Source organism: Streptomyces sp. NPDC103540 (assembly GCF_055584445.1).
The window spans coordinates 145,104-167,260 of sequence record NZ_JBVJMA010000011.1; the positions used below are offsets into that span (position 1 = coordinate 145,104).

Below are 22,157 nucleotides of genomic sequence, written 5' to 3' on the forward strand. Positions count from 1 at the left end.
GGGCCGAACCGCACCTTTCCGCCTAGCGTGGTGCTGTGTCCGAGCCCGCAGAAGTCCTCGCCGAAGCCCCGCCCCCCACGCCGGGGCCGTCCGAGACGCCACCGCCGGCCCCCACCCGGAACGTCACCGCACGGGCCACCCTCGCCGGCGTCGTCGTCTCCCTGCTGCTCATCGCCGCGATCGTCCTCGGCAGCCGCCTGCTGCGCGACTTCGACTCGGCCCTGCTGCCCTACGCCGTCGCCACCGTCTTCCTCGCCTTCGGCGTCGCCTACCGGTACACCGTCTGGGTCTCCGCCCCCGGCGCACGCCGACTCTTCAAGAAGGGCTTCGGCAGCTTCTTCTCGGTCGCCAACTTCAAGAAGGCACCCACCGCCCTGCCGAGGATGATCGCCACCTACCTCGGCTTCCAGAAGTTCCTCGGCGCCCGCTCCCGCTCCCGCTGGGCCGCCCACCAGCTCATCTTCTGGGGCTGCCTGCTCGCCGCCGCGATCACCTTCCCCCTCACCTGGGGCTGGTTCACCTTCACCTCCGCCACCGGCTCCGGCCCCGGCTACGAGATGAGGATCTGGGGCTTCAAAGTCCTCGGCTTCGACTCCCTGAACATCGTCGGCTGGCTCATGTTCCACGGCCTGGACGTCGCCGCCGTCCTCGTCATCCCCGGCGCCTCCTACTTCCTGTGGCGCCGCATGAAGGACCGCGGAGCCATCACCGGACAACGCTTCGCCTACGACCTGCTCCCGCTGATCTGCCTCATCGTGATCTCGGTGACCGGCCTGCTCCTCACCTTCTCCTCGATCTTCCTGCACGGCGGCGGCTACGAGTTCCTGGCGATCCTGCACATGGTCTCGGTGGTCTTCACGCTCATCTACATCCCCTTCGGGAAGTTCTTCCACATCGTCCAGCGCCCCGCCGCCGTCGGCATGCAGCTGTTCAAGTACACGGCCCGCCAGGACGAACAGGTCTTCGCCTGCAAGCGCTGCGGCGAACCCATCGACACCACGCCCTACGTCGAGAACCTCCGCGGCACCATGAGCGACCTGAAACTCGACTTCAACGCCTTCGTCGAATACTGCCCGCGCTGCAAGCGGGTACTGCGCGGCAACGCCTACCTGAGCCACGTCAAGAAGGGCTTCAAGTGACCGCGACGGACCCCGCCAAGCCGGCCGCCCACCTGCCGCTCGACCCGGCCATCGCCCCGCCCGGCACCCGCAACTTCCGCGACGCCGGCGGCATCCCCGCCGACCAGTGGCACGCCGACCAGAACGGCGAGACCCTCGTCCCCACCCACTGCTGCTTCTGCGGCGTGCAGTGCGGCATGTACCTACGGGTCGACCGAGCCGGCAAGGTCTTCGGCGTCGAACCCCGCAACCACGACATCAACCGCATGCGGCTGTGCCCCAAGGGCATCAACGCCTACCAACAGGTCAACCACCCCGACCGGCTCACCGCGCCCCTCATGCGACGCTCCCGCGACGAGGAGTTCCGCGAGTGCTCCTGGGACGAGGCCCTCGACTTCACCGTCTCCGAGATCCGCCGCATCCAGAGCGCCCACGGCAACGACGCGTTCGGGCTCCTCGGCGGAGCCAGCCTGTTCTCCGAGAAGACCTACCTCGTCGGCAAGTTCGCCCGGGTCGCCCTCAAGACCAAGCACGTCGACTACAACGGCCGCCTGTGCATGGTCAGCGCCGCCGGCGCCAACAAACTCGCCTTCGGCATCGACCGGGCCGGCAACCCCTTCTCGGACATCCTCCTCACCGACTGCCTGCTCATCGCCGGATCCAACGTCGGCGAGTGCTTCCCCGTGATGACCCAGTACCTCTGGGGCGCACGGGACCGCGGCGCGACCCTGATCGTCGTCGACCCCCGCGAAACGGCCATCGCCCGCACCGCCGACATCCACGTCGCCCTCAAGCCCGGCACCGACTCCGCGTTCTTCAACTCGGTCCTGCACGTGATCGTCGCCGAGGGACTCACCGACGAGACCTACCTCGCCGCGCACACCACCGGCTGGGACGAGGTCAAGGCCACCGTCGCCGACTACCCGCCCGCCCGCGCCGCCGAGATCTGCGGCACCCCCGCCGACCAGATCGTCCTGGTGGCCCGCACCTTCGCCGGCGCCGGCAAGGCCATGGCCTGGCACGCGCGCGGCATCGAGCACCACTCACAGGGTGTGGAGAACTGCCTCTCCGTCATCAACCTGTGCGTCGCCACCGGCAACATCGGCAAGCCCGGCGCCGGCTACGGCACCATCACCGGCCAGGGCAACGGACAGGGCGGCCGCGAACACGGCCAGAAGTCCGACCTGCTGCCCGGCGGTCGCTCCATCACCAACCCCGAGCACCGCGCGCAGATCTGCCGCATCTGGGGCATTGAGGAATCCGAACTTCCCGGAGCCGGAACCTCCATGATGGAGATGGTCTGGCAGATGCAACGCCGCGAGATCCGCGGCCTCATCGGCATCTGCAACAACCCCTTCGTCTCCCTGCCCAACTACGCCGTCGTCAAGGACGGCTACGACACCGCCGAGTTCCACGCCCAGTTCGACTTCTTCCTCTCCGAGACGGCCGCCAACGCCCACGTCGTCTTCCCCGTCACCACCTGGGCCGAGGACGAGGGCGTGATGGCCAACGCCGAGGCCCGCGTCGTCAAGCACAACAAGGCCCAGGAGCCCCCCGCCGGTGTCCGCACCGACACCTGGGTCATCTGCGAACTCGCCCGCCGGCTCGGCGCGGGCGACCACTTCGCCTTCCCCGGCTCCCGCGAGGTGTTCGAAGAACTGCGGATCGCCTCCGCCGGCACCGTCAACGACTACTACGGCATCACCTACGACCGCCTCGAAGCCACCGGCGGCATCGCCTGGCCCTGCCCCTCCACCGAACACCCCGGCACTCCGCGCCTCTTCGAGGACGGACGCACCTACCACCCCGACCGCAAGATCCACATGCAGGTCGTGGAATGGCACCCGCCGATGGACGCCTACACGGAGGAGTTCCCGCTCTCCCTGACCACCGGCCGTACCGTCGCGCACTTCCTGTCCGGCAACCAGACCCGCCGCCTCGGCGCCCTCGTCGAACAGACCCCGCGCCCCTGGGTCGAGGTCCACCCCTCGCACGGCTTCAGCAACGGAGACCCCGTGCGGGTCGTCACCCGCCGCGGCAGCGAGGTCTTCCCGGCCCTGGTCACCGAGGCCATCCGCCCCGACACGGTGTTCATCCCCTACCACTGGCCCTTCCCGACCTCCGCGAACGCCCTGACCATCGACGCCCTCGACCCCCGCTCGAAGATCCCCGAGTACAAGGTGTGCGCCGCCCGCATCGAGTCGGCCGAGCGCGTCGACGACGTCCCCGCCCCGCCGACGGCACCCGGCCGGCAGGCCTACCCGGAAACGCAGGTCTCGCGCGACGACCCCCTGCCGCCCACCTCCCCACAGGGCCGCGGCACGGCGGAGAGGAGCTGACGCCGCCATGATGGGACGCACCATCTTCATCGACCCCGGCCGCTGCATCGGCTGCCAGGCCTGCGTCTCGGCCTGCCGCGAATGCGACTCCCACCGCGGCAAGTCGATGATCCACCTCGACTACACCGACCCCGGCCAGTCCGTCGCCTCCCTCCCGACGGTCTGCATGCACTGCGAGGACCCCGTCGCCCCCTGCGCCGAGGTCTGCCCCGCGGACGCGATCCTCGTCACCGCCGACGGAGTCGTCCAACAGGCCGACACCACCCGCTGCATCGGCTGCGCCAACTGCGTCAACGCCTGCCCCTTCGGCGTCCCGAAGATCGACCTCCAGGCGAAGCTCCAGATGAAGTGCAACCTCTGCTACGACCGCACCGCCTACGGCCTGGCCCCCATGTGCGCCACCGTCTGCCCGACCGGGGCCCTCTTCTACGGAACGCTGGAAGAGCTCCAGGCCGAGCGGCCCGGCGTGCAGGTCGCCGACTCCTTCGCCTTCGGCGACGTCGTCGTCAGCACCGGTGTGGCGATGGTCGTCCCCGCCGACAAGGTCCAGTGGCCCGTGCCCGGCGGGCTGCCCGTCGTCGAGATCAATGGGGTGGATGTGCGATGACCCTCACCGACCAGCCGGCGCCCACCCCCGGCCCCGACGGCCCCGACGGCGACGAGGCGGCCGAGCGGTTGCGCGACCGCATCAGCGCCGATTCCCTCACCACGCGCCGCGACTACCTCCGGATCGTCGCCACCGTCTCCGGCGGCCTCGCCATCGGAGGCATCGGAGTCGCCGCCGGCATCCTGCACCGACACGGCGACAGCGAGGGCGCGCCCGAGGCCAAGAAGGTCGCCGACCAGCTGGCGCCCGGCCAGTCGATCGCCTTCCGCTTCCCCGAGGACGAGGACCGGGCCCTGGCCGTACGCCTCGCCGACGGCACCCTGGTCGGCTACTCGGCCGTCTGCACCCACCTGGCCTGCGCCGTGCTCTGGCGCGAGGACCGCGGCGCCGACGGCGAGCTCTACTGCCCTTGCCACGAAGGCGTCTTCGACGCCCGCACCGGTGAGGTCACCGCGGGCCCCCCGCCCCGCCCCCTCCCCAGGATCTTCCTGACCGAGCAGCCCGACGGCAGCGTCTGGGCCATCGCCACCGCCCGGTCGGGAGAACCGGTCAGAGAAGCCCTCTGCCGGCAGTTCGCCGAGACCCGGCCCGAGACGGCCCGCCGACTGGGCTGCCCCGGGGCCGACCTCGCCACCACGACCGAGAGGGGACAGACGTGAGCCAAGCGCAGCCACCTCCCCGCCCCGAGTACCGGCCCGGCAGCGCCGACCCGCGGCTGAACCGCCCCGTACGCGAGCGGTACCCGCAGATCCGCCCCACCAGCGGCTACGGCGACCCCCGGATCCGACACACCGGCCCGGGGCCGGGCGCCGGCACCGAACAGGAACCGGAGCGTTCCTCGAAGCTGAACGCCCGTCTCGCCCTGGCCCTCACCGTCGTGATCGGACAGCTCTGGGCGCTGACCGTCACCGTCAACGAGTGGATGAAGGGCAACACCGGAACGGCCTGGTGGGGGGCTGGATTCCTGGTCCTGTCGTTCCTCGTCGTGCTCGGCCTGTGGCTCCTCGACCCGAAGGACCGATGACCATGTCGATACCCACGCCCACCCCGCCCACGGTCCGATCGCACCGCGCCGAGACCTACAAGCCGGGCGCCACCATCGGAGACTGGCGCCCCGAGGACGACGCCTTCTGGCAGTCCACGGGCCGCCGGGTCGCCCAGCGCAACCTGTGGGTGTCCATCCCCGCGCTGATGCTCGGCTTCGTGGTCTGGCAGGTCTGGTCGGTCACCGTCGTCAAGCTGAACGACGTGGGCTTCGCCTTCTCCCAGTCGCAGCTCTTCTGGCTCACCGCCATCCCCGGCATCACCGGCGGCACCTTCCGCATCCTCTACACCTTCATCGGACCGATCTTCGGCGAGCGGAAGTTCACGGCCTTCAGCACGCTGATCCTCGTCGTCCCCATGCTGTGGCTGGGCTTCGCCCTCCAGGACTCCGGCACCCCCTACTGGGAACTGGCCCTCATCGCGGCCGTCTGCGGCATCGGCGGCGCCAACTTCGCCTCCTCCATGGCCAACATCGGCTTCTTCTTCCCCAAGCGGGAGAAGGGCAGCGCCAACGGCCTCAACGGCGGCCTCGGCAACCTCGGCGTGAGCGTCGTCCAACTCGTCGCGCCGCTCGTCATCACCGCGGCCGTGCTCGGCGCCCCGGCGGGCGGTCCGCAGCGCGACACGAAGAACGACACGGACATCTGGCTCCAGAACGGGGCCTTCCTGTGGGTGCCGCTCCTGGTGATCATGGCGGTGCTCGCCTGGTTCCTGATGAACGACCTCAAGGTGGCCGCCGCCCCCTTCAGCCAGCAGAAGATCATCTTCAAGCGTAAGCACAACTGGCTGATGACCTGGCTCTACGTCGGCACCTTCGGCTCCTTCATCGGCTTCGCCGCCGGCCTTCCCCTCCTCATCAAGAACAACTTCGAGGCGCAGGGCTACCAGGCGACGACCTACGCCTGGATCGGGCCGTTCATCGGCGCGCTCATGCGCTGGGGCGGCGGCTGGCTCTCCGACCGTATCGGCGGCGCCAGGGTGACCATGCTGTCCTTCGTCGGCATGGCCGCCGCGCTGGTCGTCGTCATCTTCGCCCTGCCCTCCGGCAGCGACCAGGGCAGCTTCTGGGCCTTCTTCATCGGCTTCCTGGTGGCCTTCGCCTTCTCCGGACTGGGCAACGGCTCGACCTTCCGGCAGATCCCGGTGATCTTCCGCGACCAGCACATGCGCCAGGTCCAGGGCCAGGGCCCCCAGGAGCAGGCGGCCGCGCTCAAGCAGTCGGAGATGGAGGCGGGCGCGGTCACCGGCTTCTCCTCCGCCATCGCCGCCTACGGGTTCTTCTTCATCCCCGCCATGTTCGCGGCCATGGCCGTCACCAGCGCCCTGTGGCTGTTCATCGGCTTCTACGCGACCTGCCTCGCCGTGTGCTGGTGGTTCTACGCCCGCAAGGGCGCCGAGGCCCCCAGCTGACCCGGACCGGGACCGGGGGCGGTCGTACCCTTGAGGCATGAGCACCGCCGCCCCCTCCTCCGACCCGCAGCCCACGCCCGCCGCCGCGGCCGGGTCGAAGCCGGAATCCACCGGCCGCCCGGAGTCCGCGCCCCGGCCCAGGCCGCGGCTCGTATTCGACGACCCGCTGGACCAGCAGTCCTCGGACGACACCGACCGGGGCTGGGGCGAGCGGCCGCCCGCCGGCGGAAGCGCGGCCGACCTGGCCCGATTCCTCGACGAGAAGCCCCCGCACCACATCTGAACCGGAGGAACGGTCAGAACGCGTCGCGCGCCCCCGGCGTCGGGCCGCCGTTGGCCCCCCGCTGGGAGACGACGGCGTCCCGGATCTCCTTGAGCACCTCCAGCTCGGTGATCTCCATCGTCTCCTGCACGCCTTCCTTCGCCTTGCGGCGCGCCTCCTGCTTGGCGAGGTACTTCGCCATCGGCAGGACCATCAGGAAGTACACGACCGCCGCGGTGATCAGGAAGGTCAGCGTGGCGTTGAGCACGGAGCCCCACATGATGTTCACGCCGGTCGGCTCGCCCTTCGCGTCGACCCCACAGGGTGCTTTCAGACACGAGGTGTAGACATCCAGGTTTTTTGTGCCGATGGCACCCACGAGAGGGCTGATGATGCCCTTCACGATCGAGTTCACGATGTTCGTGAACGCGGCGCCGATGACCACGGCCACCGCCAGGTCCACCACGTTGCCGCGCATCAGGAAGGCCTTGAAGCCCGCCAGGACGCTCTCCTTCTTCTTCTCGCTCACCACTGAGCCTTTCCTCGGAACTGCCGATCTCGGAACCAACGGTTCCGAAAACTACGGCAGTCCACGCACGGCGTGTCCAATCGATGCCCACGCCAAGGTGACTTGACTGGGTTTCTGTGCGAATCAACACAACGCCACCGCCAGCCGTGCCACCGCGCCGGCGCCCACCAGGGCCCGCGCCGTTTCCCTGGGCACGGACAGCACCACCAGCGCCCCACCGTCCCCGACACCCGCTTCCGGAGCGGGCACTTCGGCCACACGGGCTCCCGCCGCCACCACCTTCGGCACTCCGCCGCGCTCCACCGCGACCACGTCCACGCGAGCGCCCGCACGCAGCAGCCGCACCGTCGCCGCGTCCGCGATCCTGACCGGGGCCGACACCATCCGCACCGCGGCGGGCGGCGGCTTCACCACCGGCGGGGCGGCCGCACCGCGCGAGGCCCGTGCCTCCGCCCCGCCCACCGCGAGGGCCGCCGCGACCACCGCCAACCCGGCCGAGGCGACCCGCCGCCTACGCCGCACCGCGCGCCGCAGCCGCCCCGCACCCCGGCCCACGCCCAGCGGGGGGAAGGGCGGAACGGGCCGGCAGGGGGGACACGTACGCGAGGGCGGGCACGTGGGGGAGGGGGCCGCGTCGGAAGCCGAAGGGAACGGAGACGGGGAGGGGGACGCGGAAGGGGAAGGGGTCCTGGACATGAGGTCACCGCCGGGTGGGTCGAGATCCGATGTCCGGGCAGGCGCCCGGACATCTCCCACGTTCCGCCTTTTCGCCGGCCTCCGGCGGGGCCTGTGGACGATCCCCAGGTTGTGGACAACGCCGTCACCCTGGGAGGTGAACCTCCCGGCAGACCAACCGCCTTGGGCGCGGAATCCGCCTCAGGCGCGAACGCCCCGCACCCGGCAGGCCTCCGAAAACCCCTGGCTGGTCAGCCCCAGGGCGCTGTTGATCCGCGACCGCCAGTTCTCCAGCGCGACCACGGCCGTCAGCTCGACGAACGCCTCCTCGCCGAGCCGCGCGACCAGCTCGGCCGCGAGCTCGTCGGTGACGGCCGGCTCGGTCTCGGTCATGGCCTCCGCGTACTCCATGACCAGCAGTTCCAGCCCGGTGAACACCTCGCGGTGCTCCCTCCACCGCGGAACCCGCTCGATCTTCTCCGGCGCCAAGCCCCGCTCGTGCCCCTCCCAGTAGCCGAAGTCCATGCACCACGAGCAGTTGATGCGGGCGGCGCAGGCCATCACGGCGAGGTGCCCCAGGCCGGCGTCGAGCCTGTTCCACTTCGCGACCCCCCGTTCGAGCCGAAGGTAGGAAACCAGCACGCGCGGGTTGTGACCGAGCGCCAGTCCGGGGTCCAGGACCTTGCCGTAGGTACGGCGCGAGTACCAGGACAGGACACGCATGAGGAGGGTACGGGGCGGGGTGAGCGAGATGCGCGGCATGACGGCTTCCTTCGATCCGGAAGGCTCTCGAACGTCCTTCACCCACGCAGACAAGCCGGCACCGGCGGATGTGACACCGACGAGGAAGCCGGCGCGCAACCGCCTCGGAACCGCCTCGGATCCGGGACGGCCGCTGCTATGGCAACGGCGACCCGTAGGGCGGGGGAGCCCACACCGTCAGCCGCAGCAGGGCCGCGCCGATCAGCAGCGCGGGCGGCCACAACCACCAGGACCGCAGTCGACCCGTCGCGACGAACGCCCAGGTCACGAGCGCTGCGAGGGCGCCGGTGAACAGGCCGAGTCCCGCGCCGATCGCGGAGTGCGCCCGGGTGTCGGTCCGGCCCGGCTCGGCCAGGTAACCGACGGCGAGGAAATATCCGGAGACCACCCCGAGCAGTACGACCACCCCGGCGGTCACCACCCGCACCGCCCACCCCGCACGGCCGGCGCGCCTCGCGCGACCCGCCTGCCCCTCACAACCCACCTGCCCCCCCCCCACGACCCGCCCGCTCCGCGCGCGGGGAGCGGGCGGAGCGGGGACGAGGCGGTGGACCGCCGCGGCCCGTCCGTCACGGGAGCTCGATGCCCAGGTCCCAGCCGTCGTGGGCGTGCGTGCACAGGCAGTCGCGCGACGCGGTCGCCGGAAGCGCCGCCACCGCGTCGAAGAGGACCTCGCGCAACCGGCCGACGTTCTCCCCGAACACCTTCAGGACCTCCGTGTGCGAGACCCCCTCACCCGTCTCGGCGCCCGCGTCCAGGTCCGTGACCAGCGCCATCGACGTGTAGCAGAGCCCCAGCTCACGCGCGAGGACCGCCTCCGGGTGCCCGGTCATGCCGACCACCGACCAGCCGGCCGCCGCGTGCCAGCGCGACTCGGCGCGCGTGGAGAACCTCGGTCCCTCGATGACGACCATGGTGCCGCCGTCCACCGGCTCCCAGTCGCGGCCCCGCGCCGCCGCGAGGGCGACGGAACGCCCGACGGGGCAGTAGGGATCGGCGAAGGTCGTGTGCACGACGTTGGGGACCGTGCCGTCGGGCAGCGGTTCGCCGTCGAAGAAGGTCTGGGCGCGGGACTTCGTACGGTCGACCAGCTGGTCCGGTACCAGCAGCGTGCCCGGACCGTACTCGGCCCGCAGGCCGCCGACCGCGCACGGGCCGAGCACCTGGCGGACGCCGACCGAACGCAGCGCCCACAGGTTCGCCCGGTAGTTGATCTTGTGGGGCGGCACGGTGTGGCTCTTGCCGTGACGCGGCAGGAACGCCACCTGGCGCCCGGCCAGCTCGCCCACGTACAGGGAGTCGCTCGGGGCGCCGTAGGGCGTCTCGACCCGGATCTCGGAGACGTCCTCCAGGAAGGAGTAGAAGCCCGAACCGCCGATTACGCCGATCTCTGCGTTCACCATGGCGCCACCCTAACGGGGCATCCCGACGGCACACACGGGCCCGGGTACGCGCGAGGCCCCGCAAGCCCGGAAGGGCGTGCGGGGCCTCGCGGAAAGGCGTACGGAACGGCCTGCCTCAGGCGGCCGAGGTGGAGCTGCTGCTCGTGCCGGCCGACGTCGAGGAGGACGAGGAGGCGGGAGCGGCGGTCGACGTCGTCGTCGTGGACGTGGCAGACGACGACGAGGACGACTTCGAAGCGGGCGTGCTGCTCGACGAGGCGCCACGGCTGTCGTTCCGGTAGAAACCGGAACCCTTGAACACGATGCCGACGGCGGAGAACACCTTCTTCAGGCGTCCGTCGCAGCTCGGGCACACGGTCAGCGCGTCATCGGTGAACTTCTGCACGGCCTCAAGGCCCTCACCGCACTCGGTGCACTGGTACTGGTAGGTCGGCACGAATTTCCTCCTGGCACTCTGACTCGATGAGTGCTAACGACGCTCCATGGTGACGTATTCCGGCGGATCAGTCCACCGTCACCGGCGTGCGGTGACCGATGCCACGCTCGTTCACCCGGTTACGCTCGGCGGCCGGCGCGGCCGCGGGGGCGGTGCGCGCGGACGAGTTCACGACCCGGCTCGGGGCCTTCGGGGCCAGCTTCGAGCGCAGCGTCAGCAGCGTGGCCAGCGCGAGCGCGGTCGCCACAAGGGGGACCAGGAAGCCGTACGAGGACCCGTGGGCGTCCGTCAGGCGGCCGGCCACGATCACGGCGACGGCCTGCCCGAAGGCGACGGCGCCGGTCAGCCAGGTGAAGGCCTCGGTGCGCGAGGCGGCCGGGATCAGCTGCTCGACCATGGTGTAGCCGGTGATCAGCGCGGGGGCGATGCACAGACCCACGACCAGGCCGAGGGCGCCCAGCAGGACCACCGAGTGCGCGGCCCACAGGACCGACGCGGCGGCGGTGAGGCCGATGTACCCGAGGATCAGGCGACGGCGCGGGCCGATCTTCCAGGCGATGGCGCCCATGGCGATGCCGGCGGTCATGTTGCCCGCGGCGAAGACGCCGTAGAGCAGGCCGTTGGCGCCCGGGTTGCCGATCTCGCTGGAGAAGGCGGCCAGGGAGATCTGCATGCCGCCGAAGACGGCGCCGATCCCGAGGAACGCGACGATCAGGACGCGCAGGCCCGGGTAGGACAGCGCGGAGGCGTGCTGCTCGCCGTTGGCGGCGGCCGCGGCGAGCTTCGGCTCGGTGGCGCGCTGGGCGGCGAAGAACAGGCCGCCGAGCAGCGTCAGGGCCGCCTCGGTGGCCAGGCCGGCCGCCGGGTGGATGCCGGTGCACAGCGCGGTGGCGAGCACGGGGCCGACGACGAAGGTGAACTCGTCGGTGACGGACTCGAACGCGGCGGCCGTCGGCAGCAGCGGCGAGCCCTCCAGCTTGGCGGCCCAGCGCGACCGGACCATGGGGCCGACCTGCGGGACCGACGCGCCGGCCGGGACGGCGGCCAGCGCGAGCGCCCACAGGGGGGCGCCGAGGAGCGCCAGCGCGGTCAGAGCGGAGACCGCGGTGGCGTGGACGAGGACGACCGGGACGAGGACGGCGCTCTGGCCGCGGCGGTCGGTGAACTTGCCCATGACCGGCGCGAACAGGGCCATGGAGACGCCGGTGACGGCGGAGACGATGCCGGCGTCGCCGTAGGAGCCGGTCGCGTGCTGGACGAGCAGCAGGATGCTGATCGTCAGCATGCCGAAGGGCAGGCGGGCGGCGAAGCCGGGGAGGACGAAGCCGAGGGCGCCGGGCGTGCGCAGCAGCTGCCCGTAGCCGGGGCGGGTGGACGTGGCGGACTTGTCGGTCGTGACCGCGGATGTCACGGCCTGGCCTTTCCGCTGCCTGGTAGAGCGTCCCCGTCTGCGGACGATGGGCCGCCTTGTGAGCGACCGCACCCGTACATGTGGGAGCCCCGAGAGCTGTCCTCTTGCGCAGAACCGAGTGATACCTGGGCGCCCCACTGCGGGAGGGTGCCACGGCCGCTTTGCGGTCGCGCCAGCTCTGCGTCAGGCAGAGTTGGTTCGATGTGGTGTGCCTTCATCGTACAGGGGGATTCGCTACCACGCCCTGTGATTGCGCTGACAACTCGTGTCTTCACCTGCGATTAACTGGAGCTTCGCATTCCCTGACCCTTGATATGGGGGCAATCCGGCCGAGACGCCACCGAAAATGGCCGAATTAGAGCGTCGCTCTAACGGAAAATCTTCGCCGATGCCACCATGGGGCCGCAAAAACCTCCGACCGCAAGGGGTATTTGTCACCCAAAGTGACGCCGCGCACCCAGGGTGACGCCTCCCGGGGGCGGTTCCGCCCCGATCGGAGGCCCCGGGAGGCCCCGGGAGGATGCGACGAACGAATGAACGGCCGGTGAGCGACCGACCGGCCGCCCGGCCGACCCGCATGCTCCGCCGCCGCGCCGCCGCGCCGCCGCGCCGCCGCGCCGCCGCGCTGCCACGCCGCCCCGCCGAAGCGGCGATCGACCTGCCGCCCACCCATCCCTCCTCGGGCGTCTACAGGGACGTCGCCCCGCCCGTCCCCAGCCACCCCGCGAGCTTGCCGCCGCGCGCCACCGCGCGCAGCCGCGCCTCCGCCGCGTCGCGCACCGGGTCGGTGGCCACCACCAGCAGCTCGTCCCCGCGCCGCAGCACGGTCGACGGCGACGGCACGAAGCTCTTCGCGTCCCGCACCACCAACGTCACCGACGCCCCGGCCGGCAGGCGCAGCTCACCGACCTCGACGCCGTGCATCCGCGACGCGGGCGGGATCGCGAACGACAGCAGGTGGCCGCGCAGTTTCTCCAGCGGCGCCGACTCGATCCCGAGGTCGGAGGCGGTCTCGTCCGTGTCGCCGAGGTTCAGCTTGCGCGCGAGCCACGGCAGCGTCGGCCCCTGCACCAGGGTGTAGACGACGACGAGCACGAAGACGATGTTGAAGACGCGGTCGCTGCCCTCGATCCCCGACACCATCGGGATGGTCGCCAGGATGATGGGCACGGCGCCGCGCAGCCCCGCCCAGGACATCAGCGTCTTCTCCTGCCAGGGCAGGCGGAACGGGATCAGGCTGACGAACACCTCCAGCGGCCTCGCCACCATCGTCAGCACCAGTCCGATGATCACGGCGGGCCAGAAGTCGTTCACCAGCTCGTGCGGGGTCACCAGCAGGCCCAGCAGCACGAACATGCCGATCTGCGCGATCCAGCCGAGCCCGTCCGCGAACCCGCGCGTGGCCGGCCAGTGCGGCAGCTTCGCGTTCCCCAGCACCATCGCCGCCAGGTAGACCGCGAGGAACCCGGAGCCGTGCGCCATCGCGCCGGCCGCGTACGCGGTCACGGCGATCGCCATCACCGCGATCGGGTACAGGCCCGAGGCGGGCAGCGCCACGTGCCGCAGGCCGTACGCCCCCAGGAAGCCCACCGCCAGACCGATCGCGGCGCCGATGGTCAGTTCCAGCGCGATCTTGCCGAGCAGCAGGTACCACTCGTCCACCGGTCCGACCGTCGCGAAGGCCACGACCAGGATGACCACCGGGGCGTCGTTGAATCCCGACTCCGCCTCCAGCACGCCCGTCACCCGCGAGGGGAGCGGGACCTTGCGCAGGACGGAGAAGACGGCCGCGGCGTCGGTCGAGGAGACGACCGCGCCGATCAGCAGAGCCTGGCGCCACTCCAGCCCCACGAGATAGTGCGCGCCCGCCGCCGTCACGCCCACGCTGATCGCGACGCCGACCAGCGACAGCACGATCGCCGCCGGCAGCGCCGGCTTGATCTCTTTCCACTTGGTGCCCAGACCGCCCTCGGCGAGGATCACGACGAGCGCGGCGTAGCCGATGACCTGGGTCAGCTCGGCGTTGTCGAATACGACGTTGCCTATGCCGTCCTGGCCTATCGCCACGCCTATGCCGAGATAGATGAGCAGGCTGGGAAGGCCGCTGCGTGAGGAGATGCGCACCGCCGCGACGGCGACGAGCAGGACGAGCGAGCAGACCAGCAGGAGCTCATTGAGCGTGTGGACAGTCAGTGGGCGGCCTTTCCTCGTGGCGCCGGGGCGGATGGATCCTCGCGGGCGCGGTCGGCAAGTACTTCGTTACCTTACCTAATAGTTGACGATTTCTTGACGCGCTCCTCACATTGTGAAACGCCCACCGGCCCCTGTCCTCGGCAGCCCGACCCCTGGCGGATCACCGGAGCCGGTCCTGCGCCTATGGTTGCTCCCAGTACTGCCAGGACCACCCTGCCCCTCTAAGGACAGCGATGCCCGCCACAGAATCCGGACCTCCCGTCAAGAAGAAGGGACGACGCGCACGCGCACGCCTGCTCGTGCTCGTCATGGTCCTGGCGCTCTTGGCGGGCCTCGGCTACGGCGCGTACTGGAGCGCGGACACCGTGCGCGCCTCCTTCCCGCAGACCACCGGCTCCCTCAAGGTCCCCGGGCTGACCGGGACCGTCGACGTCAAGCGCGACGAGCACGGGATCCCCCAGCTCTACGCCGACAACGACGACGACCTCTTCCGCGCGCAGGGCTTCGTCCACGCGCAGGACCGGTTCTGGGAGATGGACGTACGCCGTCACATGACCTCCGGCCGCCTGTCGGAGATGTTCGGCTCCGGCCAGGTGGAGACCGACGCCTTCCTGCGCACGCTGGGCTGGCGTCAGGTCGCGCAGGCCGAGTACGACACCAAGCTCTCACCCGAGACGAAGAAGTACCTCCAGGCCTACGCCGACGGGGTCAACGCGTACCTGAAGGGGAAGTCCGGCAAGGACCTCTCCGTCGAGCACGCGGCCCTCAAGCTCACCGACGACTACGCGCCCGAGAAGTGGACGCCGGTCGACTCGGTGGCCTGGCTCAAGGCCATGGCCTGGGACCTGCGCGGCAACATGCAGGACGAGATCGACCGCTCGCTGATGGCCTCGTCGCTGTCGCAGCAGCAGATCGACGAGCTGTACCCGCCGTACCCCTTCGACCGGAACAAGCCGATCGTCGAGGGCGGTACGGTCGCCGGCGGCAAGTACGCCCCCGCCGGCACCCCCGGCGCCTCCACCGGCGGCACGGGCACCGGCACCGGCACGGGCACCGGCACCGGCGGCACCGGCGCAGGCACCGCCGGCAACGGTTCCCCCGGCCTCGCCGGCAACTCCACCGCCCAGGGCGCGAGCGCCGGTCTGCGCACGCAGCTGACCGCCCTCTCCAAGACCCTGGACGAGATCCCGGCGATCCTCGGCCCCAACGGCAGCGGCATCGGCTCGAACTCCTGGGTGGTCTCGGGCAAGTACACGACCACCGGCAAGCCGCTCCTCGCCAACGACCCGCACCTGTCCCCGCAGCTCCCCTCGGTCTGGTACCAGATGGGTCTGCACTGCCGCACCGTCTCGGCCCAGTGCCAGTACGACGTCGCCGGCTACACCTTCTCGGGCATGCCCGGCGTGGTCATCGGCCACAACGCCGACATCGCCTGGGGCCTGACCAACCTCGGCGCCGACGTCACCGACCTCTACCTGGAGCAGGTCAAGCCCGACGGCTACGTCTACGACAACAAGACGCTCCCCTTCACCACCCGCGAAGAGGAGATCAAGGTCGCCGGCGGCGCGAGCAAGAAGATCACCGTCCGCAGCACCAACAACGGACCGCTGATCTCCGACCGCAGCGACGAGCTCGGCACGGTCGGCACCCGCGCCCCCGTCCCCAGCTCCGCCCCCGACCGCGGCAACGGCTACGCCATCGCCCTGCGCTGGACCGCCCTGGACCCCGGCCGGTCGATGGACGCGATCTTCAAGCTGGACCGCGCCAAGGACTTCAACGGCTTCCGCGCGGCGGCCGCCGACTTCGAGGTCCCCTCGCAGAACCTGATCTACGCCGACAACAAGGGCGCCACCGGCAACATCGGCTACCAGGCCCCGGGCCGGATCCCGATCCGCACCCAGGGCGACGGCCGCATGCCGGCGCCCGGCTGGGACCCGAAGTACGCCTGGAAGGGCGGCAAGGACGGCAACGCGGGCTACATCCCGCAGAACGAGATGCCCTGGGAGCTCAACCCGGCCCGCGGCTACGTCGTCACCGCCAACCAGGCCGTCGCCGAGTCCGGCACCGGCCCCGGCAAGTACCCGTACGTCCTGACGACCGACTGGGGCTACGGCGCCCGCAGCCAGCGGATCAACGACCTCATCGAGGCGAAGATCAAGGACAACGGCAAGATCTCCACCGACGACATGCGCACCATGCAGATGGACAACAGCAGCGAGATCGCCGCGCTGCTGACCCCGATGCTGGCCAAGATCCAGGTCTCCGACCCGGACGTGCGCTCGGCGCAGAAGCTCCTCGACGGCTGGAACTACACGCAGGAGCCGGACTCGGCGGCGGCCGCGTACTTCAACGCGGTCTGGCGCAACATCCTCAAGCTCTCCTTCGGCGACAAGATGCCCAAGGAACTGCGGGTCGAGGGCAGCTGCGTCAACGTCAAGGAGGCCAACGGCCCCAACGACGACCTCTCCGACGTGGTCCGAGAATGCGGCGAGCGCGGCCCGGACTCGGCGCAGCCCGACGGCGGCGACCGCTGGTTCGAGGTCGTCCGTCGACTGGTCAAGGACGAGAAGTCCGCCTGGTGGAAGTCGCCGGCCCGCAAGCTGGGCGAGAAGGAGACCACCACCCGCGACGAGCTGTTCGCACGGGCCATGAAGGACGCCCGCTGGGAGCTGACCGCCAAGCTCGGCAAGGACCAGTCGACCTGGAGCTGGGGCCGACTGCACCAGCTGACGCTGAAGAACCAGACCATCGGCAAGGAGGGCCCCGGCTTCATGCAGTGGCTCCTCAACCGCGGCCCGTGGAACCTGGGCGGCGGCGAGGCCACCGTCAACGCGACCGGCTGGAACGCCTCCAGCGGTTACGGCGTCACCTGGGTGCCGTCGATGCGCATGGTCGTCAACCTCAACGACCTCGACAAGTCGCGCTGGATCAACCTCACCGGCGCCTCGGGTCACGCGTACCACTCCAACTACACGGACCAGACGACGCTCTGGGCCAAGGGCGAGCTGTTGGACTGGCCCTTCGGCAAGGAGGCCGTGGACAAGGCGACGGTCGAGACGCTCACGCTGAAGCCGTAAAGCGCACCACCCCCGAGGGGGTGGCCACCGCCCGGACGGGGTGGTCGTGCGGTTCCTCCGGGACCCGCGCGACCACCTCTTCGTCGTAGAGGAGCACCACCAGGGCGGGATGCGCGCCGGCCCGTTCCAGTCGGGCCAGGACGCGGTCGTACGATCCCCCGCCGCGTCCCAGCCGCATCCCGCGCCGGTCCACGGCCAGGCCGGGCAGCAGGACGGCGTCGGCGTCCGTGACGGCGTCCGGGCCCAGGGCCGGCCCGGCGGGCTCCAGCAGCCGCATCTTCCCCGGGTGCGCGGCCTCGACGAGGCCGTCGGGGCCGTCGTAGGGCGCCCAGTCGAGGTCGTCGTCGGGGAGCAGCAGCGGCAGCAGTACCCGCTTGCCGGCCGCGCGCAGGGCGTCGAGGAGGTCACGGGTGCCGGGTTCGCCGCCGACGGAGACGTACGCGGCCACCGTGTGCGCGTCGGCGAGTTCGGGCAGGGCCAGGGCGGTGCGGGCGAGGTCGCGTGCCGCGCGGGCGCGGGCCTCGGGGGACAGGGCCCGGCGGGCGGCGAGGAGTTCGCGGCGCAGGCCCCCCTTCGCGGCGGCGGCCGGGTCGGGTGCTGACGGGTCGGGTGCGGACGGGCCGTGTGTCACGATCGGGTCACATATCCTCTGCTATTGGTATGTACCTGGGTGTATTTACCGGAAGGGACCGGGCGTTCGATGTGACCCACTATCGTTCTGCCCATGACTCAGTCGCACCCCGTGATCAAGAAAGCCGTCATTCCGGCTGCGGGCCTCGGCACTCGGTTCCTCCCGGCGACCAAGGCGACCCCCAAGGAAATGCTGCCGGTCGTGGACAAACCGGCCATCCAGTACGTGGTCGAGGAGGCCGTCTCGGCCGGCCTGGACGACGTACTCATGATCACGGGACGTAACAAGCGGCCCCTGGAAGACCACTTCGACCGGAACTACGAACTGGAATCGGCCCTCATCGCCAAGGGCGACGACGACCGACTGAAGAAGGTCCAGGAGTCCAGCGACCTCGCCACCATGCACTACGTGCGCCAGGGCGACCCCCGCGGCCTCGGCCACGCCGTCCTGTGCGCCGAACCGCACGTCGGCAGCGAACCCTTCGCCGTCCTGCTCGGCGACGACCTCATCGACCCCCGCGACCCGCTCCTGCGCCAGATGGTCGACATCCACGCGCGCACCGGCGGCACCGTGATCGCGCTCATGGAGGTCGAGCCCTCCAGCGTCCACCTCTACGGCTGCGCCGCCGTCGAGCCCACCGACGAGCCCGACGTCGTGCGCGTCACCGGCCTCGTGGAGAAGCCGGACGCCTCCGAGGCGCCCAGCAACTTCGCCGTCATCGGACGCTACGTCCTCAATCCCGCGATCTTCGGCATACTGCGGGAGACCGAGCCGGGCCGCGGCGGGGAGATCCAGCTCACCGACGCCCTGCAGAAGCTTGCCGCCGACGAGAGCGTGGGCGGCCCGGTGCACGGCGTGGTCTTCCGGGGCCGCCGCTACGACACCGGGGACCGCGGGGACTACCTGCGGGCCATCGTCCGACTCGCGTGCGAGCGCGAGGACCTCGGCCCGGAGTTCCGCACCTGGCTTCACCGTTACGTCACGGAGGAGATGTAGGACCTTGAGCAGTTCCGCGCCGCAGGACACCGGCCACCACCGTCTGTGGTCGGTGGACGAGCACCTCGCGGACGTCCTCGCCACCGTCCGGCCGCTGGAGCCCATCGAGCTCCAGCTGCTCGACGCCCAGGGCTGTGTCCTGGTCGAGGACGTCACCGTGCCCGTCGCCCTCCCGCCCTTCGACAACAGCTCCATGGACGGGTACGCCGTCCGCACGGCGGACGTCCAGGGCGCCAGCGAGGAGTTCCCCGCGGTGCTCGCCGTCATCGGCGACGTCGCGGCGGGCAGCGGCGAACTGCCCACCGTCGGCCCCGGCCAGGCCGCCCGCATCATGACCGGCGCGCCCCTGCCGCCCGGCGCCGAGGCGGTCGTCCCCGTCGAGTGGACCGACGGCGGCGCCGGCGCCGGCGCCGCCACCGGCATGGTCCCGGCCAGCGAGGCGCCCGAGGGCGCGGCCGGCGAGGTGCGCGTGCACCGCCCCGCCGAGGCCCGCGCCCACGTCCGCGCGCGCGGCAGCGACGTCGCCGCCGGCGACCTCGCCCTGGCCGCCGGCACCGTCCTCGGCCCGCCGCAGATCGCGCTGCTCGCCGCCATCGGCCGCGGCACCGTCCGCGTCCGCCCCCGCCCCCGCGTGGTCGTCCTGTCCACCGGCAGCGAGCTGGTCCAGCCCGGCGAACCCCTCACCGCCGGAACGATCTACGACTCCAACAGCTTCGCCCTGGCCGCCGCCGCCCGCGACGCCGGCGCCATCGCCTACCGCGTCGGCGCCGTCGAGGACGACGCCGAGGGCCTGCGCGCCACCATCGAGGACCAGCTGATCCGGGCCGACCTCCTCGTCACCACCGGCGGCGTCAGCGTCGGCGCGTACGACGTGGTCAAGGAGGCCCTGACCACCCTCCCCGGCGGCGAGGACGACGTCACGCCCGGCGGCGTCGACTTCCGCCGGCTCGCCATGCAGCCCGGCAAGCCCCAGGGCTTCGGCACCGTCGGCCCCGACCACACCCCGCTCCTCGCCCTGCCCGGCAACCCGGTCTCCTCCTACGTCTCCTTCGAGCTGTTCGTGCGCCCCGCGATCCGCGCGCTGATGGGCCTGCCCGAGCGGACGCTCAGCCGGCCGTCCGTGCGCGCCACCCTCGTCGCCGACAAGCCGCTCGGCTCCCCGGCCGGCCGCCGCCAGTTCCTGCGCGCCACCTTCGACGAGGAGAACGGCACGGTCGCCACGGTCGGCGGATCCGGCTCCCACCTGATCGCCGCGCTGGCCCACGCCGACTCGCTGCTCGTCGTACCGGAGGAGGTCACCTCGGTCGAGCCGGGCACCGAGCTGGAAGTGATCCTGCTCGGCTGACCACCGCCCGGTGGCGGTAGCGTGTTGCTCCACAGGCCCCAGGGCTCCAGGGGCCCGGAGCGGGAGCGGCACGAAGACATGAGTACGCAGAGCAGGCTGACGCACATCGACGAGGCGGGCGCGGCCCGAATGGTCGACGTGTCCGAGAAGGACGTCACCACCCGTACGGCCCGGGCGAGCGGACGGGTCCTCGTGTCACCCCGGGTCATCGAACTGCTGCGCGGCGAGGGCGTGCCGAAGGGCGACGCCCTCGCCACCGCGCGGATCGCCGGGATCATGGGGGCCAAGAAGACCCCCGACCTGATCCCTCTGTGCCACCCGCTCGCGGTGTCCGGGGTCAAGGTCGAACTGACCGTCGCCGACGACGCCGTCGAGATCCTCGCCACCGTGAAGACCGCCGACCGCACCGGCGTCGAGATGGAGGCCCTGACCGCCGTCGCCGTCGCCGGGCTCACCGTCGTCGACATGGTCAAGGCGGTCGACAAGGGCGCGGTCATCACCGACGTCCGGGTCGAGGAGAAGACGGGCGGCAAGTCCGGCGACTGGAGCCGGCAGTGACCCCGCGCGACGGCGAGGCCCACGGCCACGGCCTCGGCGACGGGGGTCGAGGCGCGTCCGCCGAGGGCGACCCCCGGCGGGCGGCGGAGCCCACCGCGCCCGCCCCGCGCGGGCTCGTCGTCACCGCCTCCAACCGTGCCTCGCAGGGCGTGTACGCCGACCGGGGCGGGCCCCTGCTCGCCGAGGCGCTCGCGGAACTCGGCTTCACCGTCGACGGCCCGCGGGTCGTCCCGGACGGCGATCCCGTCGAGCAGGCGCTGCGCGAGGGCGTCGCCGCCGGGTACGACGTCATCCTGACCACCGGCGGCACCGGCATCTCGCCGACCGACCGGACCCCGGACGCCACCGCCCGCGTCCTGGACTACGAGATCCCCGGCATCCCCCAGGCGATCCGCGCCGAGGGCCTGGCGAAGGTGCCGACGGCCGCCCTGTCGCGCGGACTGGCGGGCGTCGCCGGCCGCACCCTGATCGTGAACCTGCCCGGCTCCCCGGGCGGGGTGAAGGACGGCCTGGGTGTCCTCGCCCGGATCCTGCCGCACGCCGTCGACCAGATCCGCGGCGGCGACCACCCCAGAGCGTCGGCGGAGCCCGGGAGCCGGAGCTGAACGGCCCGTCCTGGCCGGTGGTGCTGACCGACGGCCCCGTCGTGCTGCGTCCGATAAAGCTCCGCGACCAGCGGGCCTGGCGCGAGGTCAACCGGCGCAACCGCGACTGGCTGCGGCCCTGGGAGGCCACCATCCCGCCGCCCGCACCGTGGGGGCCGGTGATCCAGCGCCCCACGTACCGGCAGATGGTGCGCCACCTGCGGGCGGAGGCGAACGCGGGCCGCATGCTGCCCTTCGTCATCGAGTACGAGGGCCGGCTCGTCGGTCAGCTCACCGTCGCCGGCATCACCTGGGGCTCGATGTGCGCCGCGCACGTCGGCTACTGGGTCGACCGCGACGTCGCCGGGCGCGGGGTGATGCCGACCGCGGTCGCCCTCGCCGTGGACCACTGCTTCCGCAAGGTCGGGCTGCACCGCATCGAGGTGTGCATCCGCCCCGAGAACGGCCCCAGCCGGCGCGTCGTGGAGAAGCTGGGCTTCCGCGAGGAGGGGCTGCGGCCGCGCTACCTCCACATCGACGGCGCCTGGCGCGACCACCTGGTGTTCGCGCTGACCGTCGAGGAACTCCCGGAAGGACTGCTGCGCCGCTGGCACCGCACGCGCGGACAGGTCGTCCCGGGGGAGGGGCCGCGCACGCAACCCCCGCCGGCCGGACCGTCCGCGCACCCGCCGGCGCATCCGCCGGCCGGACCGGCTTCGGGTCCGTCGGCGGAGCCGCGTTCACCGCAATCCCCGCCACCCGATCGGTAATCGTAAA

General features: G+C 71.4%; 22 protein-coding genes. 13 read left to right on the forward strand and 9 right to left on the reverse strand.

Annotated features, from left to right (window positions below):
* Nucleotides 1-35: 35 nt before the first annotated feature.
* From ACZ6ZI_RS26170 to ACZ6ZI_RS26200, 7 genes are read left to right on the forward strand one after another with little or no spacing between them, the layout of a single operon-like run.
* Entirely contained in the window at nucleotides 36-1,139 is a 1,104-nt protein-coding gene (locus tag ACZ6ZI_RS26170; protein ID WP_363055112.1) for an MFS transporter, read from the forward strand.
* Entirely contained in the window at nucleotides 1,136-3,457 is a 2,322-nt protein-coding gene (locus ACZ6ZI_RS26175) for a molybdopterin oxidoreductase family protein (RefSeq protein ID WP_469524645.1), read from the forward strand. Before ACZ6ZI_RS26170 ends, ACZ6ZI_RS26175 begins: the two co-directional genes overlap by 4 nt.
* A 7-nt stretch (nucleotides 3,458-3,464) precedes the next feature.
* Nucleotides 3,465-4,064, forward strand: a complete 600-nt coding sequence (locus ACZ6ZI_RS26180; protein ID WP_363055110.1) for a 4Fe-4S dicluster domain-containing protein — start codon at nucleotides 3,465-3,467, stop codon at nucleotides 4,062-4,064.
* Nucleotides 4,061-4,723, forward strand: a complete 663-nt coding sequence (locus tag ACZ6ZI_RS26185; protein ID WP_363055109.1) for a QcrA and Rieske domain-containing protein — start codon at nucleotides 4,061-4,063, stop codon at nucleotides 4,721-4,723. Before ACZ6ZI_RS26180 ends, ACZ6ZI_RS26185 begins: the two co-directional genes overlap by 4 nt.
* Nucleotides 4,720-5,088: a hypothetical protein gene (locus ACZ6ZI_RS26190; protein WP_469524649.1), complete on the forward strand. Its 369-nt coding sequence runs from the start codon at nucleotides 4,720-4,722 to the stop codon at nucleotides 5,086-5,088. The genes ACZ6ZI_RS26185 and ACZ6ZI_RS26190 overlap by 4 nt, the downstream gene beginning before the upstream one ends.
* Nucleotides 5,089-5,090: 2 nt before the next feature.
* Nucleotides 5,091-6,518: a NarK family nitrate/nitrite MFS transporter gene (locus ACZ6ZI_RS26195; protein WP_469524651.1), complete on the forward strand. Its 1,428-nt coding sequence runs from the start codon at nucleotides 5,091-5,093 to the stop codon at nucleotides 6,516-6,518.
* Nucleotides 6,519-6,555: 37 nt separating this feature from the next.
* The gene (locus tag ACZ6ZI_RS26200) at nucleotides 6,556-6,801 is read left to right on the forward strand and encodes a hypothetical protein (RefSeq protein ID WP_469524653.1); all 246 of its coding nucleotides are present in this window, start codon (nucleotides 6,556-6,558) and stop codon (nucleotides 6,799-6,801) included.
* A 13-nt stretch (nucleotides 6,802-6,814) separates the two neighbouring features.
* On the opposite strand, the gene mscL is transcribed toward ACZ6ZI_RS26200, so the two are convergent.
* The 8 genes from mscL to ACZ6ZI_RS26240 form a co-directional block, all read right to left on the reverse strand.
* Nucleotides 6,815-7,309, reverse strand: coding sequence for a large conductance mechanosensitive channel protein MscL (mscL, locus tag ACZ6ZI_RS26205; protein WP_469524654.1), 495 nt, complete (start codon nucleotides 7,307-7,309; stop codon nucleotides 6,815-6,817).
* A 123-nt stretch (nucleotides 7,310-7,432) separates the two neighbouring features.
* Nucleotides 7,433-8,005, reverse strand: a complete 573-nt coding sequence (locus ACZ6ZI_RS26210) for a hypothetical protein (protein ID WP_469524655.1) — start codon at nucleotides 8,003-8,005, stop codon at nucleotides 7,433-7,435.
* 180 nt (nucleotides 8,006-8,185) lie between these two features.
* Nucleotides 8,186-8,746 carry a carboxymuconolactone decarboxylase family protein gene (locus tag ACZ6ZI_RS26215; protein ID WP_469524656.1) on the reverse strand — a complete coding sequence of 187 codons (561 nt, stop codon included), beginning with the start codon at nucleotides 8,744-8,746 and terminating at the stop codon, nucleotides 8,186-8,188.
* A 136-nt stretch (nucleotides 8,747-8,882) separates the two neighbouring features.
* Nucleotides 8,883-9,164, reverse strand: a complete 282-nt coding sequence (locus ACZ6ZI_RS26220; RefSeq protein ID WP_469524658.1) for a hypothetical protein — start codon at nucleotides 9,162-9,164, stop codon at nucleotides 8,883-8,885.
* A gap of 151 nt (nucleotides 9,165-9,315) precedes the next feature.
* Nucleotides 9,316-10,149 carry an S-methyl-5'-thioadenosine phosphorylase gene (locus ACZ6ZI_RS26225; protein WP_363055101.1) on the reverse strand — a complete coding sequence of 278 codons (834 nt, stop codon included), beginning with the start codon at nucleotides 10,147-10,149 and terminating at the stop codon, nucleotides 9,316-9,318.
* A 115-nt stretch (nucleotides 10,150-10,264) separates the two neighbouring features.
* Nucleotides 10,265-10,585, reverse strand: coding sequence for an FmdB family zinc ribbon protein (locus ACZ6ZI_RS26230; protein ID WP_469524659.1), 321 nt, complete (start codon nucleotides 10,583-10,585; stop codon nucleotides 10,265-10,267).
* A gap of 67 nt (nucleotides 10,586-10,652) precedes the next feature.
* Nucleotides 10,653-11,996, reverse strand: coding sequence for an MFS transporter (locus ACZ6ZI_RS26235; protein ID WP_469524660.1), 1,344 nt, complete (start codon nucleotides 11,994-11,996; stop codon nucleotides 10,653-10,655).
* 687 nt (nucleotides 11,997-12,683) lie between these two features.
* Nucleotides 12,684-14,162, reverse strand: a complete 1,479-nt coding sequence (locus tag ACZ6ZI_RS26240; RefSeq protein ID WP_469524894.1) for a potassium/proton antiporter — start codon at nucleotides 14,160-14,162, stop codon at nucleotides 12,684-12,686.
* A gap of 260 nt (nucleotides 14,163-14,422) precedes the next feature.
* Here ACZ6ZI_RS26240 and ACZ6ZI_RS26245 point away from each other — a divergent pair, with 260 nt between their 5' ends.
* Nucleotides 14,423-17,266, forward strand: a complete 2,844-nt coding sequence (locus ACZ6ZI_RS26245; protein ID WP_469524661.1) for a penicillin acylase family protein — start codon at nucleotides 14,423-14,425, stop codon at nucleotides 17,264-17,266.
* On the opposite strand, the gene ACZ6ZI_RS26250 is transcribed toward ACZ6ZI_RS26245, so the two are convergent.
* Nucleotides 17,250-17,897, reverse strand: a complete 648-nt coding sequence (locus ACZ6ZI_RS26250; RefSeq protein WP_469524662.1) for a 5-formyltetrahydrofolate cyclo-ligase — start codon at nucleotides 17,895-17,897, stop codon at nucleotides 17,250-17,252. The genes ACZ6ZI_RS26245 and ACZ6ZI_RS26250 overlap by 17 nt on opposite strands.
* Nucleotides 17,898-17,990: 93 nt before the next feature.
* On the opposite strand from ACZ6ZI_RS26250, the gene galU reads away from it, so the two are divergent.
* From galU to ACZ6ZI_RS26275, 5 genes are all read left to right on the forward strand, one after another.
* Nucleotides 17,991-18,893, forward strand: coding sequence for a UTP--glucose-1-phosphate uridylyltransferase GalU (gene galU / locus ACZ6ZI_RS26255; RefSeq protein ID WP_363055097.1), 903 nt, complete (start codon nucleotides 17,991-17,993; stop codon nucleotides 18,891-18,893).
* 4 nt (nucleotides 18,894-18,897) lie between these two features.
* Complete coding sequence (gene glp / locus ACZ6ZI_RS26260) at nucleotides 18,898-20,238, forward strand: molybdotransferase-like divisome protein Glp (RefSeq protein ID WP_363055096.1); 1,341 nt, start codon at nucleotides 18,898-18,900, stop codon at nucleotides 20,236-20,238.
* A 78-nt stretch (nucleotides 20,239-20,316) separates the two neighbouring features.
* Nucleotides 20,317-20,796: a cyclic pyranopterin monophosphate synthase MoaC gene (moaC, locus tag ACZ6ZI_RS26265; RefSeq protein WP_363055095.1), complete on the forward strand. Its 480-nt coding sequence runs from the start codon at nucleotides 20,317-20,319 to the stop codon at nucleotides 20,794-20,796.
* The gene (locus tag ACZ6ZI_RS26270; protein ID WP_469524663.1) at nucleotides 20,793-21,401 is read left to right on the forward strand and encodes a MogA/MoaB family molybdenum cofactor biosynthesis protein; all 609 of its coding nucleotides are present in this window, start codon (nucleotides 20,793-20,795) and stop codon (nucleotides 21,399-21,401) included. The genes moaC and ACZ6ZI_RS26270 overlap by 4 nt, the downstream gene beginning before the upstream one ends.
* 17 nt (nucleotides 21,402-21,418) lie before the next feature.
* A complete protein-coding gene (locus ACZ6ZI_RS26275; protein ID WP_469524665.1) occupies nucleotides 21,419-22,150 on the forward strand; it encodes a GNAT family N-acetyltransferase in 732 nt (243 codons plus the stop codon).
* Nucleotides 22,151-22,157 lie beyond the last annotated feature (7 nt).